The organism is Marimonas arenosa, from assembly GCF_030848945.1.
Taxonomy (GTDB): domain Bacteria; phylum Pseudomonadota; class Alphaproteobacteria; order Rhodobacterales; family Rhodobacteraceae; genus Marimonas; species Marimonas arenosa.
The window spans coordinates 156,961-180,445 of the sequence record NZ_JANHAX010000003.1 but is presented as its reverse complement, the minus strand read 5'-3'; the positions used below and the strand labels follow the sequence as shown (position 1 = coordinate 180,445).

Genomic DNA, 23,485 nt, shown 5'->3' with positions numbered 1-23,485 from the left:
GAAAAATGGCATATCAGGCACGCGGCCGCGATCCGCTTTTTGACAGTAACATGGCGGAAGCCATCGAGAAACGCGGCAAGGAACTGATCGGCATCGCGCTCATTCTCACCGGGCTCGCCGCGGCCGTAATGATCTGGTCCTATTCGCCCGCCGATCCCTGGTGGATGTCAGCGACCGACGCGCCGGTGCAGAACTGGCTGGGCCGGTTCGGTGCCTCGATCGCCGCGCCGCTGTTCATGATCGTCGGCTGGGGCAGCTGGGGCATTGCCATCGTTGCCCTTGGCTGGGGCCTGCGTTTTGCCCTTCACCGCGGCAATGACCGTGCCGTGTCCCGCCTGATCTTCGCCCCGATCTGGCTTGCACTTCTGTCGACCTATGCCGCCACCCTCTTGCCCGGCCCGGAATGGACTCATTCCTTCGGTCTTGGCGGGCTGTTCGGTAAGACCGCGCTCGGCTCGATACTGAACATCCTGCCGATCACCGCCACGACTGGCCTCAAGATCCTGTCGATCCTCCTTGGCCTCGGTGTGGTCGCCTTCGGCGCCTTCGTTCTTGGCTTCACCTGGCGCGAACTCAAGCAGTTCGTCCGCTTCCTCACTGTCGGCGTGATCCTTCTTTATGCCACGCTGATGCAGCTGCTCGGGCGCACCGCCAAGGGGGCCATCGCCACGGCCCAGAAACTTCAGGTAAAGAACGCCGAACGGCGCGAACGGCGCGCGCAAGAGGTCGCCGAAGCGGCCGAATGGGCCGCCATGCAGGAGGCCCATTCGGCCGCTGAACTCCCGGCTGCGCCGGTGAATGACAATGATACCGCCCCGGATATGGCCGATACGCCCGCCCGGTCCGGCCTTCTATCCCGAGCGACCAGCCTGATCCGCCGTTCCGAGACGCCAATGGTCGCGCCCGAGCCCGAACTGATCGAAACGGCCCCGTATTACGACACCGAGCCCGAAGCGCCGACCGATGAGCGTATCCGTGCCCGCATCGCCGACGTGATCAAGTCGCGGGTACGGCAAAACCCCGCCGTGCAGGTCGAATCCGTGGCGCCGCTGACCAAGGGTCGCGGCCGCGGTCCGGATCCCCTGATCCTCAATCCTCACGCCGGCTATGATCTGCCGCCCGAACCGCCGCTTACCGCCGGCGCGCAGCCGCAGGCATTTATGCCGCAGCCTCAGACCCCGGAGACCGCCGCCCCCGAGACGGCTCCGCTGCCGCTCGAACCTGCGGCGAATCAGGTACAAGCAGCGATCCCCACGGCCCAGCCAAAAAAGGTGGTGCAGCCGCAGGCGCGCAAACCGATCCAGCCGTCGACCCGCGCACGGGCCGAAGCACAACCGTCGCTGCAATTCGACGACACCAGACCGGCCTATGAACTGCCGCGGTTGTCGCTCCTGACCAATCCAGTCAATATCGAGCGCCACCACCTCTCTGACGAGGCGCTGGAAGAAAACGCCCGGATGCTGGAAGCCGTGCTTGACGACTACGGCGTCAAGGGCGAGATCGTCTCGGTCCGCCCCGGCCCCGTCGTCACCATGTACGAGCTCGAACCCGCGCCCGGCCTCAAGGCATCCCGTGTGATTGGCCTGGCCGACGATATCGCACGGTCCATGTCGGCCCTCTCGGCCCGTGTCTCGACCGTGCCGGGGCGCAGCGTGATCGGGATCGAACTCCCCAACGACAACCGCGAGATGGTGAGCTTCCGCGAAATCCTGGGCTCGCGTGACTACGGCGACGGTAACCACAAGCTGCCGCTGGCGCTGGGCAAAGACATAGGCGGTGACCCGATCGTCGCCAACCTTGCCAAGATGCCCCACCTGCTCATCGCCGGGACTACCGGCTCGGGCAAATCGGTGGCAATCAACACCATGATCCTCAGCCTGCTTTACAAGCTCACGCCCGAAGAATGCCGGCTGATCATGATCGATCCCAAGATGCTGGAACTTTCCGTCTACGACGGCATCCCTCATCTGCTCTCGCCGGTCGTAACAGACCCTAAAAAGGCGGTTGTGGCCCTGAAATGGGTCGTCGGCGAGATGGAGGAACGCTATCGCAAGATGTCGAAAATGGGCGTCCGAAACATCGACGGCTACAACTCCCGCGTCGCCGATGCGCTGGCAAAGAACGAGACCTTTTCACGTACCGTCCAAACCGGTTTCGACGACGAAACCGGCGAACCCGTTTTCGAGACCGAGGAAATCGTCCCCGAGAAAATGCCCTATATCGTCGTCATCGTCGACGAGATGGCCGACCTAATGATGGTGGCGGGCAAGGAAATCGAGGCCTGCATCCAGCGCCTCGCCCAGATGGCCCGTGCCTCGGGCATCCACCTGATCATGGCCACCCAGCGCCCCTCCGTGGACGTGATCACCGGCACGATCAAGGCCAACTTCCCGACCCGGATTTCCTTCCAGGTGACCTCGAAGATCGACAGCCGCACGATCCTTGGCGAAATGGGCGCCGAACAGCTCCTCGGCATGGGCGACATGCTCTACATGGCCGGCGGCGCCAAGATCACCCGCTGCCACGGGCCCTTCGTGTCGGATGAAGAGGTTGAGGAAATCGTCAACCACCTCAAGGCCTATGGTCCGCCAGAGTATATCGGTGGCGTGGTCGAAGGGCCGGACGACGAAAAGGCCGACAATATCGATGCGGTGCTCGGCCTCAACACCGGCGGCAACACGAATGGCGAAGACGCGCTCTACGATCAGGCTGTCGCCATCGTGATCAAGGACCGCAAATGCTCGACCTCCTACATCCAGCGCAAGCTCGGCATCGGCTACAACAAGGCCGCCCGGCTGGTCGAGCAGATGGAGGATGAACAGCTTGTCAGCCCCGCCAACCACGTCGGCAAACGCGAGATCCTGATCCCGGAGCAGTAAGATCCAGATGGACGTCCAAACGCTTCGTCGCAATCTTGAGGCCTGCCATGTGGCCTCCTCGCGCGAACGTCGAAAGCTCGGGAGAAGCCTCGGCCATCTGGCGATGACCCTCGAAAAGGCTGACGCCCTGTCCACGCCCGAAGACATAACCCTTGCCATCGAGGCCCTTGCCATCGGCGCCGATGTCCACACCTATCCCCAGCGGTACCATATGTCCCGCGCACGGCTCATGAACCGCCGTCGCGAAGTCTTGGGCCTGTCCGAACCCGAGATCTCGGTCGAAAAATCCATACGTATTGATGTCGAAGCAGGCGCCCTTATCATTGCCGACCCGTCCCTGTCCCGCGACATGCTCTTCGAGGCCAACCGTGCCCATGCGACAATGAACGAACACGGTTTCTTCGTTGTCGCCCTCGGCGGCGACGGGGCGGTTCGGGTGCGCTTGCGTGTCCACAGATCCGGCCCTTGCGAACCACAGGCCTCCGAATTCCGCCGCCTGCGCGAAGCCACCCCCGAAGGGGTTTTGAAACTCGGCAACAACGGCGTACTGGTCGAAGGTGGCGGTTCCAAGAGGCTGACTTTGCCGATACCGCCCGGAGACTACCGCATTTGCGCATATGGTCTGGGGCTAGGTCGCGCACCCGAGTGCCTAATCCTGATATCCCCACTAACCGGCACTCCCCCAACCCCGCTGCACGAAACGCCTGAACTCATTCTTTGATCTACGGGACACCACGACATCGCAAGACCCACACGTAAGGGCGGGAACAGCGGCCACCAAAAAACACCGGCTTGTTATCGCCTATCAATTGGGTTTGCGGCAGGCTGCACTTATGTAATCGGCTAGACCGACAAAAAACCGCACGAGGTCCGAGTTTATGAAACTGCCCCGCCTGATCCTGGCCACGGCCACAACCCTTGCGCTGGCCATGCCCGCCATGGCCGACAAGCTGTCGCTGAATGCGATCTCGACATATCTCAACGGGATGCAAACGGCCAAGGGCGCCTTCACCCAGATCAATGATGACGGCACCATCTCGACCGGCACGATCTATATCGCCCGCCCCGGCAAGATCCGCTTCGAATATAATCCACCGGAACAGACCCTCGTGCTGGCCTCCGCGGGGGCGGTGGCGATCTTCGACCCGAAAACCAACCAGGGTCCGGAAACCTATCCCCTCAACAAGACCCCGCTCAAGATCATCCTGGCCAAGAACGTCGATTTGGGCCGCACCAACATGGTGGTGGGCCACTCCTATGACGGAACCGCCACCACCGTGACGGCGCAGGATCCCGAGCACCCCGAATACGGCAACATCCAGCTCAAGTTCACCGCCAACCCGGTCGAGCTGCGCCAGTGGATCATCAACGACGATTCCGGATCCTCGACCACCGTGGTTCTGGGCGAGCTGAAAAAGGGCGGCAGCTTTCCCTACACCCTGTTCAGCATCGACGCCAACACCAAGCGTTTCGAGCGGTGATACCGGCTCGCAACGCAGCTACCGGCACGTCCTGAGCTGCGCCTCATAGGTCTTGGACCGCGCCCCGACTTCGCCCGCAATCCGCATCAGCCAGGCCTTGCTGCGATAGCTGCCGCGGGCATAGCCCGTGTGCCCCTCATGATAGGCGAGATACTGGTTGCGGGCGTCATCCAGCGCTATACCGTTGCGCTCGCGCGTGGTGTTCATGTACCAGCCCATGAAATCGGCAGCATCACGGATATCGTCGCGCTTCGCGCCGGGACTGCCGGTGGCACGCTGGTATTCCTTCCAGGTCGCGTCCAGCGCCTGGGCATAGCCAAAAGCACTCGATTGCCGGCCCATCGGGATCACCCCGATCACCCAGCGAAACGGGGTGCGGGCGTCGGCTTTGAACTTGCTCTCCTGATAAATCGTCGCCATCTGCACGTGCACCGGTACGTTCCACTTGCGCTCCGTGGCGCGGAAAGCTCGGGCGTAATGCCTGCGGTCTTTCAGGATGCTGCAGGCGTTGTCGAACTCCCGCGGCGGCGTATAGTCGCGCGACCCGCAGCCCGCGAGAACCAGCAGTGTCAAAATCATCAGGGCGCGAAGGGGTCTGCTCATTCCTGCCTCTCGCTTTTTTGTTTAGACACATTTTACCTGTTTTCGGCTTCAGGCTAAAGCAGAATTCCCAGAATCACCGGCAGCGCCAGTACTGAAATCAGCGTCGAGACCACAACCAGCCCCGCCACGGCACCTGCATCCGCACCACCATCCCGGCCATACTTCTCGGCCAGCAGGTAGGTCGTCACCGGCACCGGCGTGCTCATCTGCAGCACCAGCACGGCAAACACCGCGCCGGTCAACCCGAAGCCCAGCCCCACGCCCCAACCCACGGCAAAACCCAGCCCCAGCTTGACCAGCGCCAACTGAACCGCCCGTCTGACGTTCCGCGCGCTCAACCGCGCCAGCGCCACGCCGAGCGTGATCAGCATCATCGGAATCGCCATCTGGCCCACCAGTTCCAGCGTGTTAGTGACGAAAACCGGTGTCTCCCAGCCATTCCACAGGAACGCCGCACCCAACACCGTCGCCCAGACGATCGGCTCGCGCAGCACTTTGCCCCAACCGCCCTGACCCGCGACCAAGGCCAAACCCAACGTAAAGACGAATATTGCTGACACCGCGAAAAACACGATCCCCAGGCTCAGCCCCTCGGCCCCGAAGGCAAACAACGCCAGCGGCAGACCCAGATTACCGGTATTGCCAAAGACGAATGGCCCCAGGAAGGTCCGCATTTCCAACCCTGCCAACTTCAGTAACAGCCAGGCAATCGCCAGCATCACCAGATGCGCCGTGACCGATGCCAACGTCATCGCCGTCAGCGCTTCTGGGGCCACTTCGGCCTGCATCAGCGCGGTGAAAATCAGGCAGGGCGTCGCCAGCGTCATCGCCAACTGGGTGACAAACTGAACCCGGTATTCGATCCCCGCGCGCTCCCACGCAAAACCGATGGCGGCCAGCGCGAAAACTGGCGCCACGATCTCGAGCACTGTCAAAACTAGGTTCACAGACTGTTTCCCGATTTCCGGCCCTGGGGAAATGGACATTCCCCCCTCAAAGGCTTTAAAGTGCTGTTTCAGGGGCTGTTACACGATGCTGAAGACGCACGCAAAATATCATCTGGGCCAAGTGGTCCGGCACCGCAAACATCCGTTTCGCGGCGTGATTTTTGATGTCGATCCCGAATTCAGCAACACCGAGGAGTGGTATGACGCGATTCCCGAAGAGTCGCGCCCGGCCAAGAAACAACCCTTCTACCATCTGCTCGCCGAGAACGATCAAAGCTACTATGTCGCCTACGTAAGCGAGCAGAACCTCGTCGTCGACTATTCCGGCGAGCCGGTGGATCATCCGGATATCTCCGACCTCTTCGGCCCGTTCGAAGACGGCCAATATCCGCTGCATTTCCAACTGAACTGACCGAAGGCGCGTTTAGCGACGCATCCTGCGCCATCGGCTGACTGGTCACAACTCGACCGGCCGTTCTTCCTTTTTCCAGGCCGAGAACCCGCCTTCCATCTCGGCGATGTTCTCCACCCCCATTTCCTGCAGCGCCTTCACCGACAGCGCCGACCGCCAGGCGCTGGCGCAAAACAGCACTAGCGTCTTGTCAGTCGCCAAAGCCTGCTTGTGATAGGGGCTCATCGGGTCAATCCAGAATTCCAGCATCCCGCGCGGCGCATGAAACGCTCCGGGGATCCGGCCGTCGCGCGACAGCTCGCGCGGATCACGGATATCGACCAGCAGGACCTCCCCAGACTCAGCCCGCGCCTGCGCCTCGTCGGTCGCGATCGAAGTGATCTGCTCCTTGGCCCTTGCGACCAGCTGTTTCACAGGTGTTATGCCCATCTCTCAATACCCCAATGCAATGCCGTCCTTACGCGGATCGGATCCGCCTTCCAGAATCCCATCCTCGCGGATCACGATCGCCTGCCCGCCGCCGAGCGGCCCGTCGGGCACCACGACGTCATGCCCCATCTCGGCCAGTTCGGCACGGACGGTGTCGGAGTAGCCGCGTTCGACGTTCATCTTACCCGCGTCCGAGAAGCTCCGCGGTGCGTCCAGTGCATCCTGCACGTCGAGCCCATAGTCGATCATGTTGGTGACCAGCCGCGCGTGGCCGTTGGGCTGATAGGCCCCGCCCATCACCCCGAAGGGCATCAGCACCTTGCCGGCACGCTTCAGCATGCCGGGAATGATCGTGTGCATCGGCCGCTTTCCCCCGCCCATCTCGTTCGGGTGGCCGTCTTCCAGGCTGAACCCGGCGCCGCGGTTCTGGAACAGGATGCCGAACTTCTCACTGGCAATACCGCTGCCAAACCCGTGGTAGATCGAATAGATCAGGCTCACCGCCATCCGGTCCTTGTCGACGACGGTGATATAGATCGTGTCCTTGTGCACCGCCTCGCTCACCGGCTTGGCCGCCGCCATCGCCCGTTTCGGGTCGATCAACGCCGCCAGCCGTTTCGCCGTCTCCAGGCTCAGCATATGCTCAAGCCGCACCGTGTGATCCGGGTCGGCAATAAAGCGGTTGCGCGCATCATAGGCCAGCTTCGCCGCCTCGGCCTCGATATGGGCACGCTCCGCCCCTAAAGGTTCCATCCCGGCCAGATCGAACTGGCGCAGAATGTTCAGCATCAGGATCGCGGTTGTCCCTTGGCCGTTAGGCGGATGCTCGACCAGCTCCGTGCCCTTGTAGTCACCGCTGACCGGCTCGCTATAGAAACTCTCGGCGCTCGCGAAATCGTCGAGCGTATGCACCCCGCCACGCGCCCGCAGCTCGGCCACCATGTCCTCGGCCACTTCACCGGTGTAAAAGCCATCGCGACCCTGTGCGGCGATCCGGCGCAGCACTTCGGCCTGACCCGGCGCTCGGAAGGTCTGGCCGACGCGACCCGGCGCACCTTCGATCATGTAGTGTTTCCGCCCGTGTCCAGACAACGCCTCACCGGCCTTCGGCCAGTCGAAAGCCACCCGCGGCGCCACAGGTACTCCTGCCTCGGCATAGTGGATTGTCGGCGCCAGCACCTGGTCCAGCCCCAGCTTGCCCCAATCTGCGTTCAGCCGGCAGAATGCATCCACTGCGGTCGGGATCGTCACCGCTTCGGGGCCATAAAGCGGCACGGTCTCGTGCCCCTTGTCGCGCAGTGCTGCCGCGCTCGCCGCCGCCGGCGCCCGGCCCGAGCCATTCAAGGCCTTGATCTCCTCGCTCCCGGCCGGCTTGAACAGCACGAAGCAATCTCCGCCGATCCCGGTCATCTGTGGCTCACAGATCCCCAGCAGCACCGCCCCGGCGATCGCCGCATCCATCGCATTGCCGCCCGCCTGCAGGACGTCGACCGCCGCTTTCGCCGCCAGCGGATGCGACGTGGCGCACATGCCATCGGCTGCCAGAACGGACGACCGCCCGGGAAAATGAAAATCGCGCATCTGGTGCTCCCCTGATCGTTTCGAGGCGGACACTATGCCCCGGACGCAGGAAAGCCAATCCGGCCGTTGCGTTCCGGTTGGTTGATTTCGATTTTCGGGAAGAGAAACCTCGGCGCCACGCACTGGGTGGGGGCTGTTAACACGCGGCGCCGAGGGAAGCCATATGCAGCTACCCTTTTGTTATGCGGTTGGATTCGGGCGCCAATGGGAAGGCAATGTGGCGATTCAAAGATTGTTTGCAGCGCTTTCGCGGCATGGTGCAAGACATAGTCAACCCAGGACCGTGCCACTCGCACCACCGGCGCGGGCCGGCCCAAGCGGAATCGAAAACCGGAGCACGTTGCAGCCACCCCGCCTGGTATAGCGGAGTTCTGTGGTCAGCGACTTCACCAGGAACCAGCCAAACCCGCCTTCGGGCAGGTTCTCGCGCGCCACGTCGGTGTCCGGCGGTGCCCCCGGTGGCAGACATCGACCGGGCAGCGCTTGCCCGCCGTCGAACACGCAAAAGGACAGGCCGCGGTCCGTCCGTCGACAACTGAGTCGAATATCGCCGGTGGCCGTAGACCCATAGGCATGTTCCACCACGTTGTTCAGAACCTCGCCGAGCACCAGTTCGACCGTCCCCGTCTCCTCCTCGCTCAGCCGCATCGGCGCAAGCGCCTGCGTCAATCGAAAGAGCGCTGCGCGGACGTCCCGCTCGCCACCGGTGAAAGCATCGCGGATCTTCTGGTCTACGGCCTCTTCTGCGACTGTGGACGGCATGATCGGTTCCCCGTCTCGGTCAGTCGGCCGCTCAGCCCGAGTAAACGGCTTGCGCGTCGGCCAGGCTGTCATAAATGGTGAACACCGAATCCATGCGAGTCAGGCGAAACACCCGGTCGACCGCCGGTGTCAGCCCGGCAAGATCCAGCCGTCGCGTCGGACCAAGCTGCTTCATCGCCGCCACGATGGCACCCAGCCCGCTCGAATCGATAAATCCCACCTCGCTCAGATCCAGCACCACATGCGGCGCGCCAGCCGCCGCCAATTCGCGCATACGATCCTTGAAGCGGATGGCAACAGCCGCATCAATTCGCGGCTCATGCACCGCAATCACCTGAAAATCACCGTCATCCCTGCTGTTCAGGTTCATCGCCTCTCCTAGCGTGCCGTAAAAGTACGAATGTCGCGCGCTCAGGCTAGACCTCAAACCTTACCATTCGGTATGCATGCACCAGCAAGCCACAGGCTCATCAATGGAGGATTGGCCATGAAAGAGGTAGTAATCGCCGGGGCATCCCGCACACCGATGGGCGGGTTCCAAGGTGTCTTCGATGGCGTGCCCGCGGCCGATCTCGGCGGCGCCGCCATTCGGACCGCCCTGGCCGATGCCGGCGTCACCACGGTCGAGGAAGTTCTGATGGGCTGCGTGCTGCCCGCCGGCCAGGGCCAGGCCCCGGCGCGCCAGGCCGCCTTCAAGGGTGGCCTGGGCGATGAGGTGCCGGCCACCACCCTGAACAAGATGTGCGGCTCGGGCATGCGCACCGCGATGATGGGCTTCGACCAGATCGCTTTGGGCCACAACGCCACAATGCTCGCCGGTGGCATGGAATCGATGTCAAACGCGCCCTACCTTCTGCCCAAGATGCGCAGTGGCGCCCGCATCGGCCACCAGACCGTGCAGGACCACATGTTCCTCGACGGGCTGGAAGACGCCTATGACAAGGGCCGCCTGATGGGCACCTTCGCCGAGGACTGCGCCGAGGCTTTCCAGTTCACCCGCGAAGAGCAGGATCAGTACGCCATCGCCTCGCTGGAAAACGCGCTCGACGCCGAACGTACCGGCGCATTCGAAGACGAAATCACCCCCTTCACCATTCATGCCCGCCATGGCGAAGAGGTGATCACAACCGACGAACAGCCCGGCAAAGCCCGGCCCGAGAAGATCCCGATGCTGAAACCCGCCTTCCGCAAGGACGGCACCGTAACGGCTGCCAACAGCTCGTCGATTTCCGATGGCGCGGCCGCGCTGGTCCTGTCGTCACGCGACCATGCCGAGGCAGAGGGCCTCAACATCCGCGCCCGAATCCTCGGCCACGCCTCCCACGCCCAGACGCCGTCGCAATTCCCCACCGCGCCGATCCCGGCGGCGCGGAAACTGCTCGACAAGCTCGGCTGGGACAAGAACGACGTCGACCTCTGGGAAGTCAACGAAGCTTTCGCCGTGGTGCCGATGGCCTTCATGCGCGAATTGGGCCTGCCGCGCGACATCGTCAACGTCAACGGCGGGGCCTGCGCCCTGGGCCATCCGATCGGGGCCTCCGGCGCCCGTATCATGGTGACGCTGCTGAACGCGCTGGAGAAACGCGACCTGAAGCGTGGCGTCGCCGCCATCTGCATCGGCGGCGGCGAAGGCACCGCCATCGCCATCGAACGTGTCTGACCGGCTCACCGGTCCCGACCCTTCATCTTGCTCGAAATACTCCACGGGGGTGTGGGGGTGTGAAACCCCCACGTCCGCCCGTGCGCACGCGCAACGGCCAGGGCGGACGCATGACCGAAACCAAGCGTGAAAAACTGCTTTGAAATTTCACCCGACTCAGTCATCGTGAAATTGAGCCGCATTTTTTCACGGGCCAGCCCATGCACCACGCTCCACCCAGCCCGACCACCCTCGGCGCCGATCTGCGGGCCTTGCGCAAGTCGCGTGGCCAGACCCTGACCGATCTCGCCGCGACGCTGGGCCGCTCGGTGGGCTGGCTCAGCCAGGTCGAGCGTGATCTCTCCGACCCATCGATCTCCGATCTCCGCCAGATTGCCGCGGCACTGGGCGTACCGATGTCGATGCTCTTCGCCCATGCAGCCGCGCCGGCGCATGAACAGGGCTATGTCGTCCGCGCCGACGCCCGCCGCCCAATGGGCTCCTCCGAAGAGGGCCTGATCGAGGAACTGCTGTCCCCGGATCTAACCGACGATTTCGAGATGGTCCATTCCACTTTCCAGCCCAACTCGGCCATGCAGACGCCGACACAGCGCCCTACTCAGGAAGTCGGCTATATCATTTCCGGCAAGCTCGACCTGACGATCGCCGCTCGAACCTTCACCCTCCACCCCGGCGACAGCTTTCGCTTCCGCGGCGAGCCCTACCGCTGGGCCAACCCCTATGCCGAACCGGCCGTGGCGATTTGGGTCATCGCCCCACCGGTCTATTGAAGGAGCATCGCATGCACAAAGGGTCCTGCCTCTGCGGCGCCGTCCAGATCACAATTGCAGGCGAATTGGCCCCGCCGAACGCCTGCCACTGTTCGCAATGCCGGAAACAATCCGGGCATTTCTGGGCATCAACCGATCTGCCGATGGACCGCGTCACGATCCGCGGCGAAGCCAACGTGACATGGTTCAATGCCTCGGAAATCGCCACTCGTGGGTTCTGCCGAAGTTGCGGTTCTTTCCTGTTCTGGAAACGCCACGGCCGCGGCGAAATCGCCGTCGCCATGGGCGCAATCGACAGCCCCACCGGAACACAGCTGTCCGGCCATATTTTCTCCGCCGACAAGGGCGACTACTACGACATTGCCGACGGTCTGCCGAAATCCGAAACGTGACGAATACGCAGTGTTAGAGACTGAAATCTGCACATCGCCGCCACCTAAAGGAGTAATCTCATGCCCGACATCCCCACCACCGCCCGCGTCGTCATCATCGGCGGCGGCGTGGTCGGCACCTCGTCGCTCTACCACCTTGCCAAGGCCGGTTGGAGCGACTGCGTGCTGCTGGAGAAAAACGAACTCACCGCCGGCTCGACCTGGCACGCCGCCGGCAACGTGCCTACCTTCTCGACCTCCTGGTCGATCATGAACATGCAGCGTTACTCGACCGAGCTTTACGCCCGCCTCGGTGACGAGGTCGATTACCCGATGAACTACCACGTCACCGGCTCGATCCGCCTGGCGCATTCCAGGGAACGGATGCAGGAATTCCAGCGCGCCAAGGGCATGGGGCTCTATCAGGGCATGGATCTTGAAATCCTCACCCCCGACGCGGCCAGGACCCGCTATCCCTTCCTTGAAACTCACGACCTCGCCGGCGCGCTTTACGACCCCAACGATGGCGATATCGACCCCGCCCAGTTGACTCAGGCGCTGGCCAAAGGCGCCCGTGACATGGGCGCCCAGATCCTCCGCTTCACCCCGGCCACGGGCGTCTCCCGCGAAAACGGTGAGTGGATCATTCACACCGAAAAAGGCGATATCCGCGCCGAATACGTGGTCAACGCCGCCGGTTACTATGCCCAGCGCGTTGGTGAATGGTTCAAGCCCTTCGGCGGCCGCACCGTGCCGATGATGGTGATGAGCCACCAATACCTGCTGACGGAACAGATCCCCGAGCTTGAAGCCTGGACCAAAGAGGTTGGCCACAAGCTGCCGCTGCTGCGGGACGTCGATGTGTCCTACTACCTCCGGCAGGAGAAAAACGGCATTAATATCGGCCCGTACGAGCCTAATTGCCGCGCCCATTGGGCCACGCCCGACGATCCCCTGCCGGACGATTTCTCGTTCCAGCTCTACCCCGATGACCTCGACCGGATCGCCGATATCGTCGCCGATGCCATGGAGCGCGTGCCCGCCGCCGGCACGGCCGGCATTTCCCGCATCATCAACGGCCCGATCCCCTATGCCCCCGATGGCAACCCGCTGCTCGGTCCCATGCCCGGCGTCCCCAACGCCTTCGAGGCCTGCGTCTTCACCTTCGGCATCGCCCAGGGCGGCGGCGCCGGAAAGGTGCTGGCCGAATGGATCACCGAAGGCTGCACCGAGTGGGACATGTGGTCCTGCGACCCGCGCCGTTTTACCGACTACACCGATCACGACTATTGCGTCGCCAAGGGCATGGAGATCTACGGCCACGAATACGGCATGCATTTCCCATGGAAACGCTGGCCCGCGGGCGCCGACCGGAAACTGTCGCCCCTGCACGATCGCATCAAGGATCTCGGCGGCCAGATGGGCGCCTATAACGGCTGGGAACGCGCCAATTGGTTTGCACAGCCGGGTGACGACACCTCTGAAGAGGCAACCCGCACCTGGGACCGCGCTGGCCCATGGGAGGCCCGCATCCGCGAGGAATGCGAAGCCGTCCGCGACGGCGTCGGTGTCCTCGACCTGCCCGGGTTCTCGCGCTTCACCCTGCGCAACGATGGCGCCGCCGAATGGCTGCGCGGCCTCATCGCAGGTGCGCTTCCGAAAGTGGGCCGCATGAACCTGGCCTATTTCCCCGATAAACGCGGCCGCATCCTCACCGAGATGTCGATCATCCGCCACGACGAGGAACTCTTCACCCTCATCACCGCCGGCACCGCGCAATGGCACGATTTCGAATATCTCGTCTCTAACCTACCCGAAAACAGCGGTCTCGAATTGACCGACGATACGCTCGGCACCGGCACATTGATCGTGACCGGCCCCAAGTCGCGCGAACTTCTCGCGACCCTTTCCGAGGCTGATCTCAACGCGCCCTGGCTGTCTCGCCAGACTGCCAGGGTGGCAGGAAAACACGTCCTTTTGCTGCGCGTCTCCTTCGCCGGCGAGCTCGGTTGGGAAATTCATGCCGACAATGACGATCTGCCCGCGATCTACGATGCCGTTCTCGAAGCCGGCGCCAAACCCTTCGGCATGTGGGCGCTGAACGCCCTGCGGCTCGAAAAAGGCTACCGCGCGTGGAAAGGCGATTTATCCACCGATTACTCCCTGCTCGAAGGCGGGCTCGACCGGTTCATCCGATTCGACAAGCCGCAGGACTTCCCCGGCAAGGCCGCTCTCCTGGCCGAGAAACAGCAGGGCGTGAAAAAACGCTTCGTTACCCTGGTGGTCGACGCAGGCGACGCGGATGCGCCCTACATGTCGACCCTGTGGCATGATGGAGAGATCGTCGGCGAAACGACCTCGGGCGGCTGGGGCTACCGGGTGAACAAATCCGTGGCTTTGGGCATGCTCCGCACCGACCTCGCCAAGCCCGGAACCGAAATCGAAGTCGAAATCTACGGCGAGCGCCACAAGGCCATGGTCCAGCCCGACGAGCCGCTGTGGGATCCGCAAAACGAAAGGCTCCGCGCATGACCGAAATCACTCTCCTAGACGGCTCCATCGGCCAGGAACTGGTACACCGCGCCGGCGACCGGCCGACGCCGCTCTGGTCGACCTCGGTGATGATTGAAAAGCCCGGCTTGGTGCGCACCGTCCATGGCGACTATTTCGCGGCCGGCGCCACCATCGCCACCGCCAACACCTATGCCATCCTTCGCGACCGCCTGGTCAAAACCGGGCTCGAAGACCGTTTCGAACAGCTCATCGACCTCGCCTTGACCGAGGCCGAATCCGCCGTCGCCGCCCACGGGTCGGGGCGAATCGCCGGCGCCCTTGGTCCGCTCGGCGCTTCCTACCGCCCAGATATCTGCCCGCCGCCGGTTCAGGCCGCGCCGCTCTATGCCGAACTGGTTGGCCTGATGCGCGACCGTGTCGATCTGTTCCTGATCGAGACCGCGGCCTCGGTTGACCAGGCCCACGGCGCGCTTCTGGGTTGCACCGAGGCGGACAAACCGGTTTGGCTCTCGGTCACGGTAATGGACGATGACGGCAGCCGCCTGCGCTCCGGTGAATCCGTCTCTGACCTTGCTCAAATCGTCTCTGACTTCGCGCCCGACGCCGTCCTTGTCAACTGCTCACGCCCCGAAGCCATCGCCGCCGCTCTCAAGCTCATCGCTCCCTTCGGCCGCCCGTTCGGTGCCTATGCCAACGGCTTCACCCGCATCACCGAAGCCTTCCTCGAAGACAGTCCCACGGTCGAGGCCCTCACCGCCCGGCGCGATCTCGGCCCCGCCGAATATGCCAGCTTCGCCCTGTCTTGGGTCGACCAGGGCGCCACCATCGTTGGCGGCTGCTGCGAGGTCGGCCCCGCCCATATTGCCGAACTCGACACCCAACTCCGCGCCGCCGGCCACAGCATCACATGACCTTTTCTTCCTCTTTCTGAAAATATCCCGGGGGTCCGGGGGCAGCGCCCCCGGGCTCGCCACATACGCCAAGGAACCACGTCATGCCCAACCTTCCCACCCAGGCCCGCGTCGTCATCATCGGCGGCGGCGTCGTTGGCTGCTCCGTCGCCTATCACCTGACCAAACTCGGCTGGACCGACGTCGTCCTGCTCGAACGCAAACAGCTTACCTCGGGCACGACATGGCACGCCGCGGGTCTCATCGGTCAGCTCCGCGCCACCGCCAACATGACCAAGCTCGCCCGCTATTCGGCCGAGCTTTATACCGGGCTCGAGCTTGAAACCGGCGTCGCCACCGGCTTCCGTCAGGTCGGCTCCGTCTCCGTCGCCCTGACCGAGGAGCGCCTTGAAGAGCTCTACCGCAACGCCGCCATGGCCCGCGCCTTCGGCGTTCCGGTCGAAGAGCTGAGTCCGAAGGACGTCAAGGACCGCTACGAACATCTCAACATCGACGGCGTCAGCGGCGGTGTCTGGCTGCCGACTGACGGACAGGCGGATCCCGCCAATATCGCGCTGGCGCTGGCCAAGGGCGCGCGGCAGCGCGGCGCCGTGGTGCAAGAGCGGGTTTCCGTCTCTAACATTGCAAGGAACGGCTCTCGCGTGACCGCCATCGACTGGCAGAGCGAGGATGGCACTCAGGGCCACATCACCTGCGAGGCAGTCGTCAACTGTGCCGGCATGTGGGGCCATCAGGTCGGCCGCATGGCCGGGGTGAACGTGCCACTGCATGCCTGCGAACACTTCTACATCGTGTCCGAACCGATCCCCGGTCTGACCCAGCTTCCCGTCCTGCGTGTGCCGGACGAATGCGCTTATTATAAGGAGGATGCCGGCAAGATCATGCTCGGTGCCTTCGAGCCGGTCTCTAAGCCCTGGGGCATGAACGGCATCCCGAAAGACTTCGAATTCGACCAGCTCCCAGAAGATTTCGACCATTTCGAGCCAATCCTCGAAATGGCCGTCAATCGCATGCCGATGCTGGCCGAGGCCGGCATCCACACCTTTTTCAACGGCCCGGAGTCGTTCACGCCCGACGATGCCTATCACCTCGGCCTTGCGCCGGGCACGGACAATGTCTGGGTTGCCACCGGCTTCAATTCGATCGGTATCCAGTCCGCCGGCGGCGCCGGCCACGCCCTCAGCCTCTGGATGGACAGCGGCGAAAAACCCTTCGACCTCGGCGATGTCGACATCGCCCGGATGCAACCCTTCCAGGGCAATAAGACCTATCTTTTCGAACGCTCGAAAGAAACGCTCGGCCTTCTTTACGCCGATCACTTTCCCTATCGTCAGAAAGCCACCGCCCGCGGTATCCGCCGCACACCGTTTCACGAACACCTCAAGGCACAGGGCGCCGTGTTCGGTGAACTCGCTGGCTGGGAGCGCGCCAACTGGTTCGCCGATGACGGGCAGGAACGGGACTACCGCTACTCTTGGAAGCGCCAGAACTGGTTCGAAAACGCCGCCCGCGAACACAAGGCGGTGCGCGAAAATGTCGGGATGTACGACATGTCGAGCTTCGGCAAGCTCCGTATCGAAGGGGCCGATGCGGAACACTTCCTCAACCGTCTGTCCGGCGCCAACATGAGCGTGCCCACCGGCAAGATCGTCTATACCCAGATGCTGAACACGGGCGGTGGGATCGAGGCCGACATCACCGTCACCCGCCTCTCCGAGACCGCCTATCTCGTGGTCACCCCGGCGGCGACGCAGCTGGCAGACGAAACCCGCCTCCGGCGTCATCTGGGCACTGATAGGGTCACAATCACCGACATGACCGCCGCCGAAGGCGTCCTCGCCGTCATGGGTCCCAACGCCCGCAGTTTGCTGCAAAAGGTCTCGCCCAACGATTTCTCGAACCGGGCGAACCCTTTCGGGACCGCCCAGGACATCGAGCTCGGCATGGGCCTGGCCCGCGCCCACCGCGTCTCCTACGTCGGCGAGCTTGGCTGGGAGATCTACGTCGGCACCGACATGGCCGCCCATGCGTTCGAAACCCTCTGGGAGGCGGGACAGGACCTCGGCCTCAAACTCTGCGGCATGCACATGATGGACAGTTGCCGCATCGAAAAGGCTTTCCGCCATTTCGGCCACGACATCACACCCGAGGATAACGTGATCGATGCCGGCCTCGGCTTCGCCGTCGACCTCACCAAGCCTGATTTCATCGGCAAGGCCGCCGTCGCCGCCCGCAAGGACACCGGCCCCAAGACCCGGATGGTCCAGTTCCTGCTCAACGATCCCGAACCGCTGCTCTATCACAACGAACCGCTCCTGCGGGACGGCGAGATCGTGGGCTACCTGTCGTCGGGCGCCTACGGTCATCACCTCGGTGCGGCGGTCGGCATGGGCTACGTTCCCTGCCAAGGCGAAACCGCCGCGCAACTCCTCGCGTCATCCTACGAGATCGACGTGATGGGCACCCGTGTGCCTGCGCAGGCTTCGCTCAAGCCGCTCTACGATCCCAAGGCCGAACGCACCAGGGCCTGATCGCCACGACTGGAACATCCGCCCGTCCCACGATATGCGGAGGCGGAGGAGACACGGCGCCATGCAGGACAACCGCGACACGCCCCAAGGGCTCGCCTTCGCGCTCGGCGCCTACGGGTTCTGGGGCTTCCTGCCGCTCTATCTCAAGGCATTGTCGCATATCCCCGCGGCCGAGGTCGTCGCCCACCGCATCCTGTGGTCGCTGCCGATTGCCGGCGGCGTCCTGATCCTGATGGGTCGCACCGCCGACATCCGCACCGCGCTCAGCACCCCGCGGATGCTCGCCATGGGCTGCGTCACCGCCGCCCTCGTCTCGGTCAACTGGGGGATCTATGTCTGGTCCATCGCCGAAGACCGCGCGCTCGACGCCGCCCTCGGCTATTACATCAATCCACTGTTTTCGATCTTCCTGGGCGCTGTGCTGCTCGGCGAACGTCTCCTGCCGCTGCAGAAACTCGCCATCGTGCTTGCCGCCTTGGCGGTGCTGGTGCTCACTTTCGAATCCGGCACCCTTCCCTGGGCCGCACTCGGACTCACGCTCAGTTGGGGCTTTTATGCTTTTTTCAAACGCACTCTGCCCATCGGACCCAATCAGGGGTTCCTGCTGGAAATCCTCATCCTGACCCCGCTGGCGCTCGGCTACATTCTCTGGCTCGCTGTCACGGGGCAGGGACATTTCTTCGCCACCGGGGGGTACAACACCGCGTTGCTCCTCGCCGGCGGCGTCGCCACCGCGGTGCCGCTTCTGCTCTATGCCAACGGGGCCAAGCGGCTGCGGCTCTCGACCATCGGTATCCTGCAATACATTGCGCCAACCATGATCATGCTCATCGGCGTCTTCGTCTTCGGCGAACCCTTCGGCACCGCCCGCATGATCGCTTTCCCGATGATCTGGGCCGCGCTCGTGCTCTACACCGTCGCCATGCTGCGCCAACTCCGCCGCGCAGGGTGACCCCCCTCTTCATCTTGCCAGAAATACTCTAGCAACCGCTCCGCCAGGTCCGGACCCATCGGTTTCAGTCCAAGCCCCCTCCGGAGAGCGGGGTGGGTGGGCGGGCGCTCTCCGGAGGGGGCGGCCCGTCACCCTTGAAAACCGCTCCGGCACAGCGCAGTTAGTGCTGCATGACAAAGACGCTCTTCACCTTCGGCCATGGCTTCTCCGCGGCTGCTCTCGCCCGCCTCCTCGGCCCGCGGGGCTGGCGCCTTATCGGCACCACCCGCAATCCCGCGAAATTTGCTGCCCTGCAGGCCGCGGGCGTCACTCCCGTGCTCTGGCCCGGGTCCGACCCACGGCCTGCGCTGCGCGAGGCCACTCACCTGCTGCTCTCCGCCGCGCCGGACGAAAATGGCGACCCGGTGATCGCGGAACTAGGCTCTAACATGGCTGAACTTTTGCCTAACCTCGAATGGGTCGGCTATCTCTCCACCACCGGAGTTTATGGCGACCACCAGGGCAACTGGGTCGATGAGAGCACACCGCTCACACCCGCCACCAAACGCGGCCACCACCGCGTCAAGGCCGAGGCGCAATGGCAGGAGCAAGGCCTGCCGCTGCATATCTTCCGCCTCGCCGGCATTTATGGCCCCGGCCGAGGCCCCTTTGCCAAGGTCCGCCGCGGCACCGCCCGGCGCATTATCAAGGAAAACCAGGTCTTCTCACGCATCCATGTCGACGATATTGCGCAGGTGCTATTGGCCTCGATCGAACGCCCCAACCCGGGCGCCATCTACAATGTCTGCGACAACGATCCCGCCCCGCCGCAGGACGTTCTGTCCTATGCCGCGGAACTCCTCGGCGTCGATCTACCGCCAGAGGAGGACTACGCCACCGCCGAGATGACCCCGATGGCCCGCAGCTTCTATGCCGAGTCGAAACGCGTCCGAAACGACCGGATCACCGACGAGCTCGGTGTAAAGCTCCTCTATCCCAGCTATCGTGACGGCCTGCGCGCCCTCCTCGCCGAAGAGCAGGGCTGACCGATGCGCGCGACCGTGGAAGCACTTGTCTCTCATCCCCGTTTCACCAATTTCATCACCGCGGTGATCGCGTTCAACGCGGTCATCCTCGGGCTCGAGACCTCGAAGGCAGTGATGCAGGCGGTCGGGCCGCTGATTCTCGCCCTCGACGTCGCGTGTCTCACGATCTTCGTCATCGAACTGGCGTTGAAGCTGATCGCGCTCGGTCCCCGGTTCTTCCGCAGCGGCTGGAACCTGTTCGACTTCGTGATCGTCGGTATCGCGCTGGTTCCCGCAGGCCAGGGCTTCTCCGCGCTCCGGGCCCTGCGCATCCTGCGGGTGCTGCGGATGATCTCGGTCGCCCCCACGCTACGCCGTGTGGTCGAAGGCTTCGTGCGGGCCGTGCCCGGCATGGGTTCGGTTTTCCTGCTGATGGGGCTGATCTTCTACATCGGAGCGGTCATTGCCACCAAGCTCTTCGCCAACAGCTTCCCGGAATGGTTCGGCACGCTCGGCGCCTCGGCCTATTCGCTCTTTCAGATCATGACACTGGAAAGCTGGTCGATGGGTATCGTGCGACCGGTGATGGAGGTTTACCCGCATGCCTGGGCCTTTTTCGTCCCCTTCATCCTCGCCACCACCTTCATCGTGCTGAATCTCGTCGTCGGCCTCATCGTCAACTCGATGCAAGAGGCGCATCATGAGGAAGACGTCGCCAACACCGACGCCTATCGCGACGAGGTGCTGGCACGGCTCAACGCGCTTGATGCCAAACTGTCCACGCTGGAGAAAGCAGTCTCTAAACAGGCGAAATAGGGCTCACGCCCGCTTGCCCGAGATCTGCGCCACGCCCAGCACATCGAGCACCTTTTTCTCGATGTCCGCGGCGTTCAGACCGGCTTCGTCATACATTTCAGCCGGGCTGGCCTGGTCGATGAACGCATCCGGCAGCACCATCGAACGAAATTTCAAACCGCTGTCGAACACGCCCTCATCGGCCAGAAGCTGCCCCACATGGCTGCCAAATCCGCCGACGACGCCTTCCTCGATGGTGATCAGTGCCGCGTGGTCCGCCGCCAGGCTCAGGATCAGGTCGCGGTCCAGTGGCTTGGCAAAGCGGGCATCCGCCACGCTGGGCGAAATGCCTTTTGCCTCCAGCGCCTCGACCGCCTTCATGACCTCCGACAGCCGTGTGCCGAAGCTCAGGATCGCCACGCCCTTGCCAGCGCGCACCATCCGGCCCTTGCCGATCTCAAGCGCTTCGGCCGTCTCCGGCATCTCGACTCCCACGCCCTCGCCCCGTGGATAGCGGAAGGCAATCGGGCCACTGTCATGGGCGGCCGCCGTCGCCACCATATGCTTCAGTTCGGCCTCGTCACTTGCCGCCATCACCACCATGTTCGGCAGGTTGGCCAGATAGGCGATGTCGAACGCCCCGGCATGCGTCGCCCCGTCGGCGCCGACCAGCCCAGCCCGGTCAATCGCGAACCGCACCGGCAGGTTCTGCAGCGCCACATCATGCACCACCTGGTCATAGCCGCGCTGCAAAAACGTCGAATACATCGCGCAAAACGGTTTCATCCCCGCCGCCGCCAGTCCAGCACAAAACGTCACGCCGTGCTGCTCGGCAATACTCACGTCGAAACAGCGGCTGGGGTAGCGTTCAGCCATCAACGAAAGCCCGGTCCCGTCCGGCATCGCCGCCGTCACCGCGCAGATCTTGTCGTCCTGCGCCGCCAACTCGACAAGCGTCCGGCCGAACACCGACGTATAGCTCGGCGCGTTCGACGGCGCCGTCTTCTGCTCGCCGGTGACCACGTCGAATTTCGCCGTGGCGTGGCCCTTGTCGTCGGCCCGTTCGGCCGGGGCAAAACCCTTGCCCTTCTTGGTCAGAACATGAATCAGGATCGGTCCTGCCGCCCGCTGCTTGACCGTGCGAAGCACCGGAAGAAGCTGATCGAAATCATGCCCGTCGATCGGCCCGACATAAGAAAACCCCAGCTCCTCGAACAACGTGCCGCCAACCGTCATGCCCTTCAGCATCTCTTTGGCCCGCTTGGCTCCTTCCCGGAACGGCTCCGGCAAAAGCGAAACCGCGCCTTTCGCCGCGGCTTTCAATTCCTGGAATGGAGCCTCGGCATAAAGCCGGCTGAGATAACTCGACAACGCCCCGACCGGCGGCGCGATGCTCATGTCGTTGTCGTTGAGGATGACGATCAGCCGCTTGCCCAGGTGCCCGGCATTGTTCAGCGCCTCAAAAGCCATGCCGGCGCTCATCGCCCCGTCACCGATCACGGCAATCGCATCGCCCAGCCCCTCGGGGCAGGCTCCGCCCAGGTCGCGCGCCACGGCAAATCCCAGCGCAGCGGAAATCGACGTGGACGAATGCGCCGTCCCGAACGGGTCATACGGGCTTTCCGACCGCTTGGTGAAGCCGCTCAAACCGCCTTTCTGTCGCAGCGTCCTTATCCGGTCGCGTCGCCCGGTCAGGATCTTGTGCGGATAAGACTGGTGACTGACGTCCCAGATGATCTTGTCCTTGGGCGCGTCGAACACCGCGTGCAAGGCGACGGTCAGTTCCACCACCCCCAGACCGGCGCCCAGATGCCCACCGGTCTCACTCACCGCCGAGATCGTCTCGGCCCGCAGCTCCCCGGCCAGTTGATGCAGTTGCGCATCGCTCAGCCGTTTAAGATCGGCCGGCACGGTCACGGTGTCGAGCAACGGAGTATTCGGGCGGTCTGCCATAGGTGGCCTTTCAGGGCACGGTCACTTCCGGCGCGAGATAACGAAGCGGGCGGCCTCCCGCAAGGTCTCGGCCTCGTTACCGTAAACAGATAGGGCGTCGCAGGCCGCCTCTACAAGCTCCGCCGCGCGGCGTTTCGCCCCATCAAGACCCAGGTGCGAAACAAAAGTGGCCTTTCCGGCGGCATCGTCCTTGCCGACGGCCTTGCCCACGGTCTCGGCATCGCCTTCCACGTCCAGCACATCATCCCAGATCTGGAAGGCCAGACCAAGCTCCTCTCCATAGCGACCCAGAGGGGAATGATTTTCGCCCGCCATGACCGCTCCTGCCTCAGCCGACCAGCGTATCAGCGCCCCGGTCTTTCCGGCCTGCAGGCAGGTTATCTCGTCGAGTGTCAGCGGTTGCGCCGCGCGCTCGGCTGCGATGTCCATTTCCTGGCCGCCAACCATCCCGCGAATACCGGCCGCTGCGGCGAACCGCCCGATCAGGGTTAGCTTCGCCCCGGCCGGGCAGTCGCACAGCACCAGAAACTGAAAGGCCAACGACTGCAGAGCGTCACCGGCCAGAACGGCAGTTGCCTCGTCCCATCTGCGATGCACGGTGGGTTGCCCGCGACGCATGTCATCATCGTCCATACAGGGCAGATCGTCATGCACAAGACTATAGGCATGCAACGCCTCGATTGCAGCCGCCGCGAACCCCGCCCGCGAGCTCCCGATCCCGTGAAGCCGGGCACTCTCCAGCACCAGAAAGGCCCGCAATCCCTTACCCCCGTTGCTCGCATAGCGCATCGCCTGACTGACCGGGCTGTCCAAATCGACCAGATGCCGTGCGATCAGGTTTTGCGCGATTTCCCGCGCCTGTGCGTTCGCCTCCGGAAAAGGCTTGCGGTCCAGATCCACGATTTCCTTGATGATGAACTTGTCGGCCAA

Annotated in this window: 21 protein-coding genes; 13 read left to right on the top strand and 8 right to left on the bottom strand. The window is 63.5% G+C overall.

Annotated elements, in window-relative coordinates; genetic code table 11:
* The first annotated feature begins 5 nt into the window (after nt 1-5).
* The 3 genes from NO357_RS10990 to NO357_RS10980 all read left to right on the top strand — a co-directional run bounded on the left by NO357_RS10990 (nt 6) and on the right by NO357_RS10980 (nt 4,360).
* Nucleotides 6-2,879, top strand: a complete 2,874-nt coding sequence (locus NO357_RS10990; protein WP_306735719.1) for a DNA translocase FtsK — start codon at nt 6-8, stop codon at nt 2,877-2,879.
* Nucleotides 2,880-2,886: 7 nt separating this feature from the next.
* A complete protein-coding gene (locus tag NO357_RS10985) occupies nt 2,887-3,600 on the top strand; it encodes a hypothetical protein (RefSeq protein ID WP_306735718.1) in 714 nt (237 codons plus the stop codon).
* 157 nt (nt 3,601-3,757) lie between these two features.
* Nucleotides 3,758-4,360: a LolA family protein gene (locus NO357_RS10980; protein ID WP_306735717.1), complete on the top strand. Its 603-nt coding sequence runs from the start codon at nt 3,758-3,760 to the stop codon at nt 4,358-4,360.
* A gap of 18 nt (nt 4,361-4,378) precedes the next feature.
* On the opposite strand, the gene NO357_RS10975 is transcribed toward NO357_RS10980, so the two are convergent.
* Both NO357_RS10975 and NO357_RS10970 read right to left on the bottom strand, forming a co-directional pair.
* A complete protein-coding gene (locus NO357_RS10975; RefSeq protein WP_306735716.1) occupies nt 4,379-4,963 on the bottom strand; it encodes a transglycosylase SLT domain-containing protein in 585 nt (194 codons plus the stop codon).
* Between the two features lie 53 nt (nt 4,964-5,016).
* The gene (locus NO357_RS10970; RefSeq protein ID WP_306735715.1) at nt 5,017-5,910 is read right to left on the bottom strand and encodes an AEC family transporter; all 894 of its coding nucleotides are present in this window, start codon (nt 5,908-5,910) and stop codon (nt 5,017-5,019) included.
* A gap of 85 nt (nt 5,911-5,995) precedes the next feature.
* On the opposite strand from NO357_RS10970, the gene hspQ reads away from it, so the two are divergent.
* Nucleotides 5,996-6,322 (top strand): heat shock protein HspQ, encoded by a 327-nt coding sequence (gene hspQ / locus NO357_RS10965; protein WP_306735714.1) that lies wholly within the window; start codon nt 5,996-5,998, stop codon nt 6,320-6,322.
* A gap of 45 nt (nt 6,323-6,367) precedes the next feature.
* Here the strand turns inward: hspQ and NO357_RS10960 are convergent, their stop codons facing one another.
* The 4 genes from NO357_RS10960 to NO357_RS10945 all read right to left on the bottom strand — a co-directional run bounded on the left by NO357_RS10960 (nt 6,368) and on the right by NO357_RS10945 (nt 9,464).
* Nucleotides 6,368-6,751 carry a rhodanese-like domain-containing protein gene (locus NO357_RS10960; protein ID WP_306735713.1) on the bottom strand — a complete coding sequence of 128 codons (384 nt, stop codon included), beginning with the start codon at nt 6,749-6,751 and terminating at the stop codon, nt 6,368-6,370.
* A gap of 3 nt (nt 6,752-6,754) precedes the next feature.
* Nucleotides 6,755-8,332, bottom strand: a complete 1,578-nt coding sequence (locus tag NO357_RS10955; RefSeq protein WP_306735712.1) for a gamma-glutamyltransferase family protein — start codon at nt 8,330-8,332, stop codon at nt 6,755-6,757.
* Nucleotides 8,333-8,602: 270 nt separating this feature from the next.
* On the bottom strand, nt 8,603-9,094 hold the full coding sequence (locus tag NO357_RS10950; protein ID WP_306735711.1) for an ATP-binding protein: 492 nt from the start codon (nt 9,092-9,094) through the stop codon (nt 8,603-8,605).
* Between the two features lie 31 nt (nt 9,095-9,125).
* Complete coding sequence (locus tag NO357_RS10945; protein ID WP_306735710.1) at nt 9,126-9,464, bottom strand: STAS domain-containing protein; 339 nt, start codon at nt 9,462-9,464, stop codon at nt 9,126-9,128.
* Between the two features lie 117 nt (nt 9,465-9,581).
* Here NO357_RS10945 and NO357_RS10940 point away from each other — a divergent pair, with 117 nt between their 5' ends.
* The 9 genes from NO357_RS10940 (at nt 9,582) to NO357_RS10900 (ending at nt 20,623) form a co-directional block, all read left to right on the top strand.
* Nucleotides 9,582-10,754, top strand: coding sequence for a thiolase family protein (locus NO357_RS10940; RefSeq protein ID WP_306735709.1), 1,173 nt, complete (start codon nt 9,582-9,584; stop codon nt 10,752-10,754).
* A gap of 200 nt (nt 10,755-10,954) precedes the next feature.
* Nucleotides 10,955-11,524 (top strand): helix-turn-helix domain-containing protein, encoded by a 570-nt coding sequence (locus NO357_RS10935; RefSeq protein WP_306735708.1) that lies wholly within the window; start codon nt 10,955-10,957, stop codon nt 11,522-11,524.
* 11 nt (nt 11,525-11,535) lie between these two features.
* Entirely contained in the window at nt 11,536-11,916 is a 381-nt protein-coding gene (locus NO357_RS10930) for a GFA family protein (RefSeq protein WP_306735707.1), read from the top strand.
* 60 nt (nt 11,917-11,976) lie between these two features.
* On the top strand, nt 11,977-14,427 hold the full coding sequence (locus NO357_RS10925) for a GcvT family protein (protein ID WP_306735706.1): 2,451 nt from the start codon (nt 11,977-11,979) through the stop codon (nt 14,425-14,427).
* Nucleotides 14,424-15,320, top strand: a complete 897-nt coding sequence (locus tag NO357_RS10920) for a homocysteine S-methyltransferase family protein (protein ID WP_306735705.1) — start codon at nt 14,424-14,426, stop codon at nt 15,318-15,320. Before NO357_RS10925 ends, NO357_RS10920 begins: the two co-directional genes overlap by 4 nt.
* An 83-nt stretch (nt 15,321-15,403) precedes the next feature.
* A complete protein-coding gene (locus NO357_RS10915; protein ID WP_306735704.1) occupies nt 15,404-17,851 on the top strand; it encodes a GcvT family protein in 2,448 nt (815 codons plus the stop codon).
* 61 nt (nt 17,852-17,912) lie between these two features.
* Nucleotides 17,913-18,803 (top strand): EamA family transporter RarD, encoded by an 891-nt coding sequence (gene rarD / locus NO357_RS10910; RefSeq protein ID WP_306735703.1) that lies wholly within the window; start codon nt 17,913-17,915, stop codon nt 18,801-18,803.
* A 170-nt stretch (nt 18,804-18,973) separates the two neighbouring features.
* Nucleotides 18,974-19,828 carry an SDR family oxidoreductase gene (locus NO357_RS10905; RefSeq protein ID WP_306735702.1) on the top strand — a complete coding sequence of 285 codons (855 nt, stop codon included), beginning with the start codon at nt 18,974-18,976 and terminating at the stop codon, nt 19,826-19,828.
* A 3-nt stretch (nt 19,829-19,831) separates the two neighbouring features.
* Nucleotides 19,832-20,623 carry an ion transporter gene (locus NO357_RS10900; RefSeq protein WP_306735701.1) on the top strand — a complete coding sequence of 264 codons (792 nt, stop codon included), beginning with the start codon at nt 19,832-19,834 and terminating at the stop codon, nt 20,621-20,623.
* 3 nt (nt 20,624-20,626) lie between these two features.
* Here the strand turns inward: NO357_RS10900 and dxs are convergent, their stop codons facing one another.
* Both dxs and NO357_RS10890 read right to left on the bottom strand, forming a co-directional pair.
* Complete coding sequence (gene dxs, locus NO357_RS10895) at nt 20,627-22,555, bottom strand: 1-deoxy-D-xylulose-5-phosphate synthase (RefSeq protein ID WP_306735700.1); 1,929 nt, start codon at nt 22,553-22,555, stop codon at nt 20,627-20,629.
* A 21-nt stretch (nt 22,556-22,576) separates the two neighbouring features.
* Nucleotides 22,577-23,485, bottom strand: coding sequence for a polyprenyl synthetase family protein (locus NO357_RS10890; protein ID WP_376744370.1), 909 nt, complete (start codon nt 23,483-23,485; stop codon nt 22,577-22,579).

Coding starts and splice junctions, on each gene's coding strand:
- NO357_RS10990 (WP_306735719.1), top strand. CDS start 6: ATGGCATATCAGGCACGCGGCCGCGATCCGCTTTTTGACAGTAACATG.
- NO357_RS10985 (WP_306735718.1), top strand. CDS start 2,887: ATGGACGTCCAAACGCTTCGTCGCAATCTTGAGGCCTGCCATGTGGCC.
- NO357_RS10980 (WP_306735717.1), top strand. CDS start 3,758: ATGAAACTGCCCCGCCTGATCCTGGCCACGGCCACAACCCTTGCGCTG.
- NO357_RS10975 (WP_306735716.1), bottom strand. CDS start 4,963: ATGAGCAGACCCCTTCGCGCCCTGATGATTTTGACACTGCTGGTTCTC.
- hspQ (WP_306735714.1), top strand. CDS start 5,996: ATGCTGAAGACGCACGCAAAATATCATCTGGGCCAAGTGGTCCGGCAC.
- NO357_RS10960 (WP_306735713.1), bottom strand. CDS start 6,751: ATGGGCATAACACCTGTGAAACAGCTGGTCGCAAGGGCCAAGGAGCAG.
- NO357_RS10955 (WP_306735712.1), bottom strand. CDS start 8,332: ATGCGCGATTTTCATTTTCCCGGGCGGTCGTCCGTTCTGGCAGCCGAT.
- NO357_RS10950 (WP_306735711.1), bottom strand. CDS start 9,094: ATGCCGTCCACAGTCGCAGAAGAGGCCGTAGACCAGAAGATCCGCGAT.
- NO357_RS10945 (WP_306735710.1), bottom strand. CDS start 9,464: ATGAACCTGAACAGCAGGGATGACGGTGATTTTCAGGTGATTGCGGTG.
- NO357_RS10940 (WP_306735709.1), top strand. CDS start 9,582: ATGAAAGAGGTAGTAATCGCCGGGGCATCCCGCACACCGATGGGCGGG.
- NO357_RS10935 (WP_306735708.1), top strand. CDS start 10,955: ATGCACCACGCTCCACCCAGCCCGACCACCCTCGGCGCCGATCTGCGG.
- NO357_RS10930 (WP_306735707.1), top strand. CDS start 11,536: ATGCACAAAGGGTCCTGCCTCTGCGGCGCCGTCCAGATCACAATTGCA.
- NO357_RS10925 (WP_306735706.1), top strand. CDS start 11,977: ATGCCCGACATCCCCACCACCGCCCGCGTCGTCATCATCGGCGGCGGC.
- NO357_RS10920 (WP_306735705.1), top strand. CDS start 14,424: ATGACCGAAATCACTCTCCTAGACGGCTCCATCGGCCAGGAACTGGTA.
- NO357_RS10915 (WP_306735704.1), top strand. CDS start 15,404: ATGCCCAACCTTCCCACCCAGGCCCGCGTCGTCATCATCGGCGGCGGC.
- rarD (WP_306735703.1), top strand. CDS start 17,913: ATGCAGGACAACCGCGACACGCCCCAAGGGCTCGCCTTCGCGCTCGGC.
- NO357_RS10905 (WP_306735702.1), top strand. CDS start 18,974: ATGACAAAGACGCTCTTCACCTTCGGCCATGGCTTCTCCGCGGCTGCT.
- NO357_RS10900 (WP_306735701.1), top strand. CDS start 19,832: ATGCGCGCGACCGTGGAAGCACTTGTCTCTCATCCCCGTTTCACCAAT.
- dxs (WP_306735700.1), bottom strand. CDS start 22,555: ATGGCAGACCGCCCGAATACTCCGTTGCTCGACACCGTGACCGTGCCG.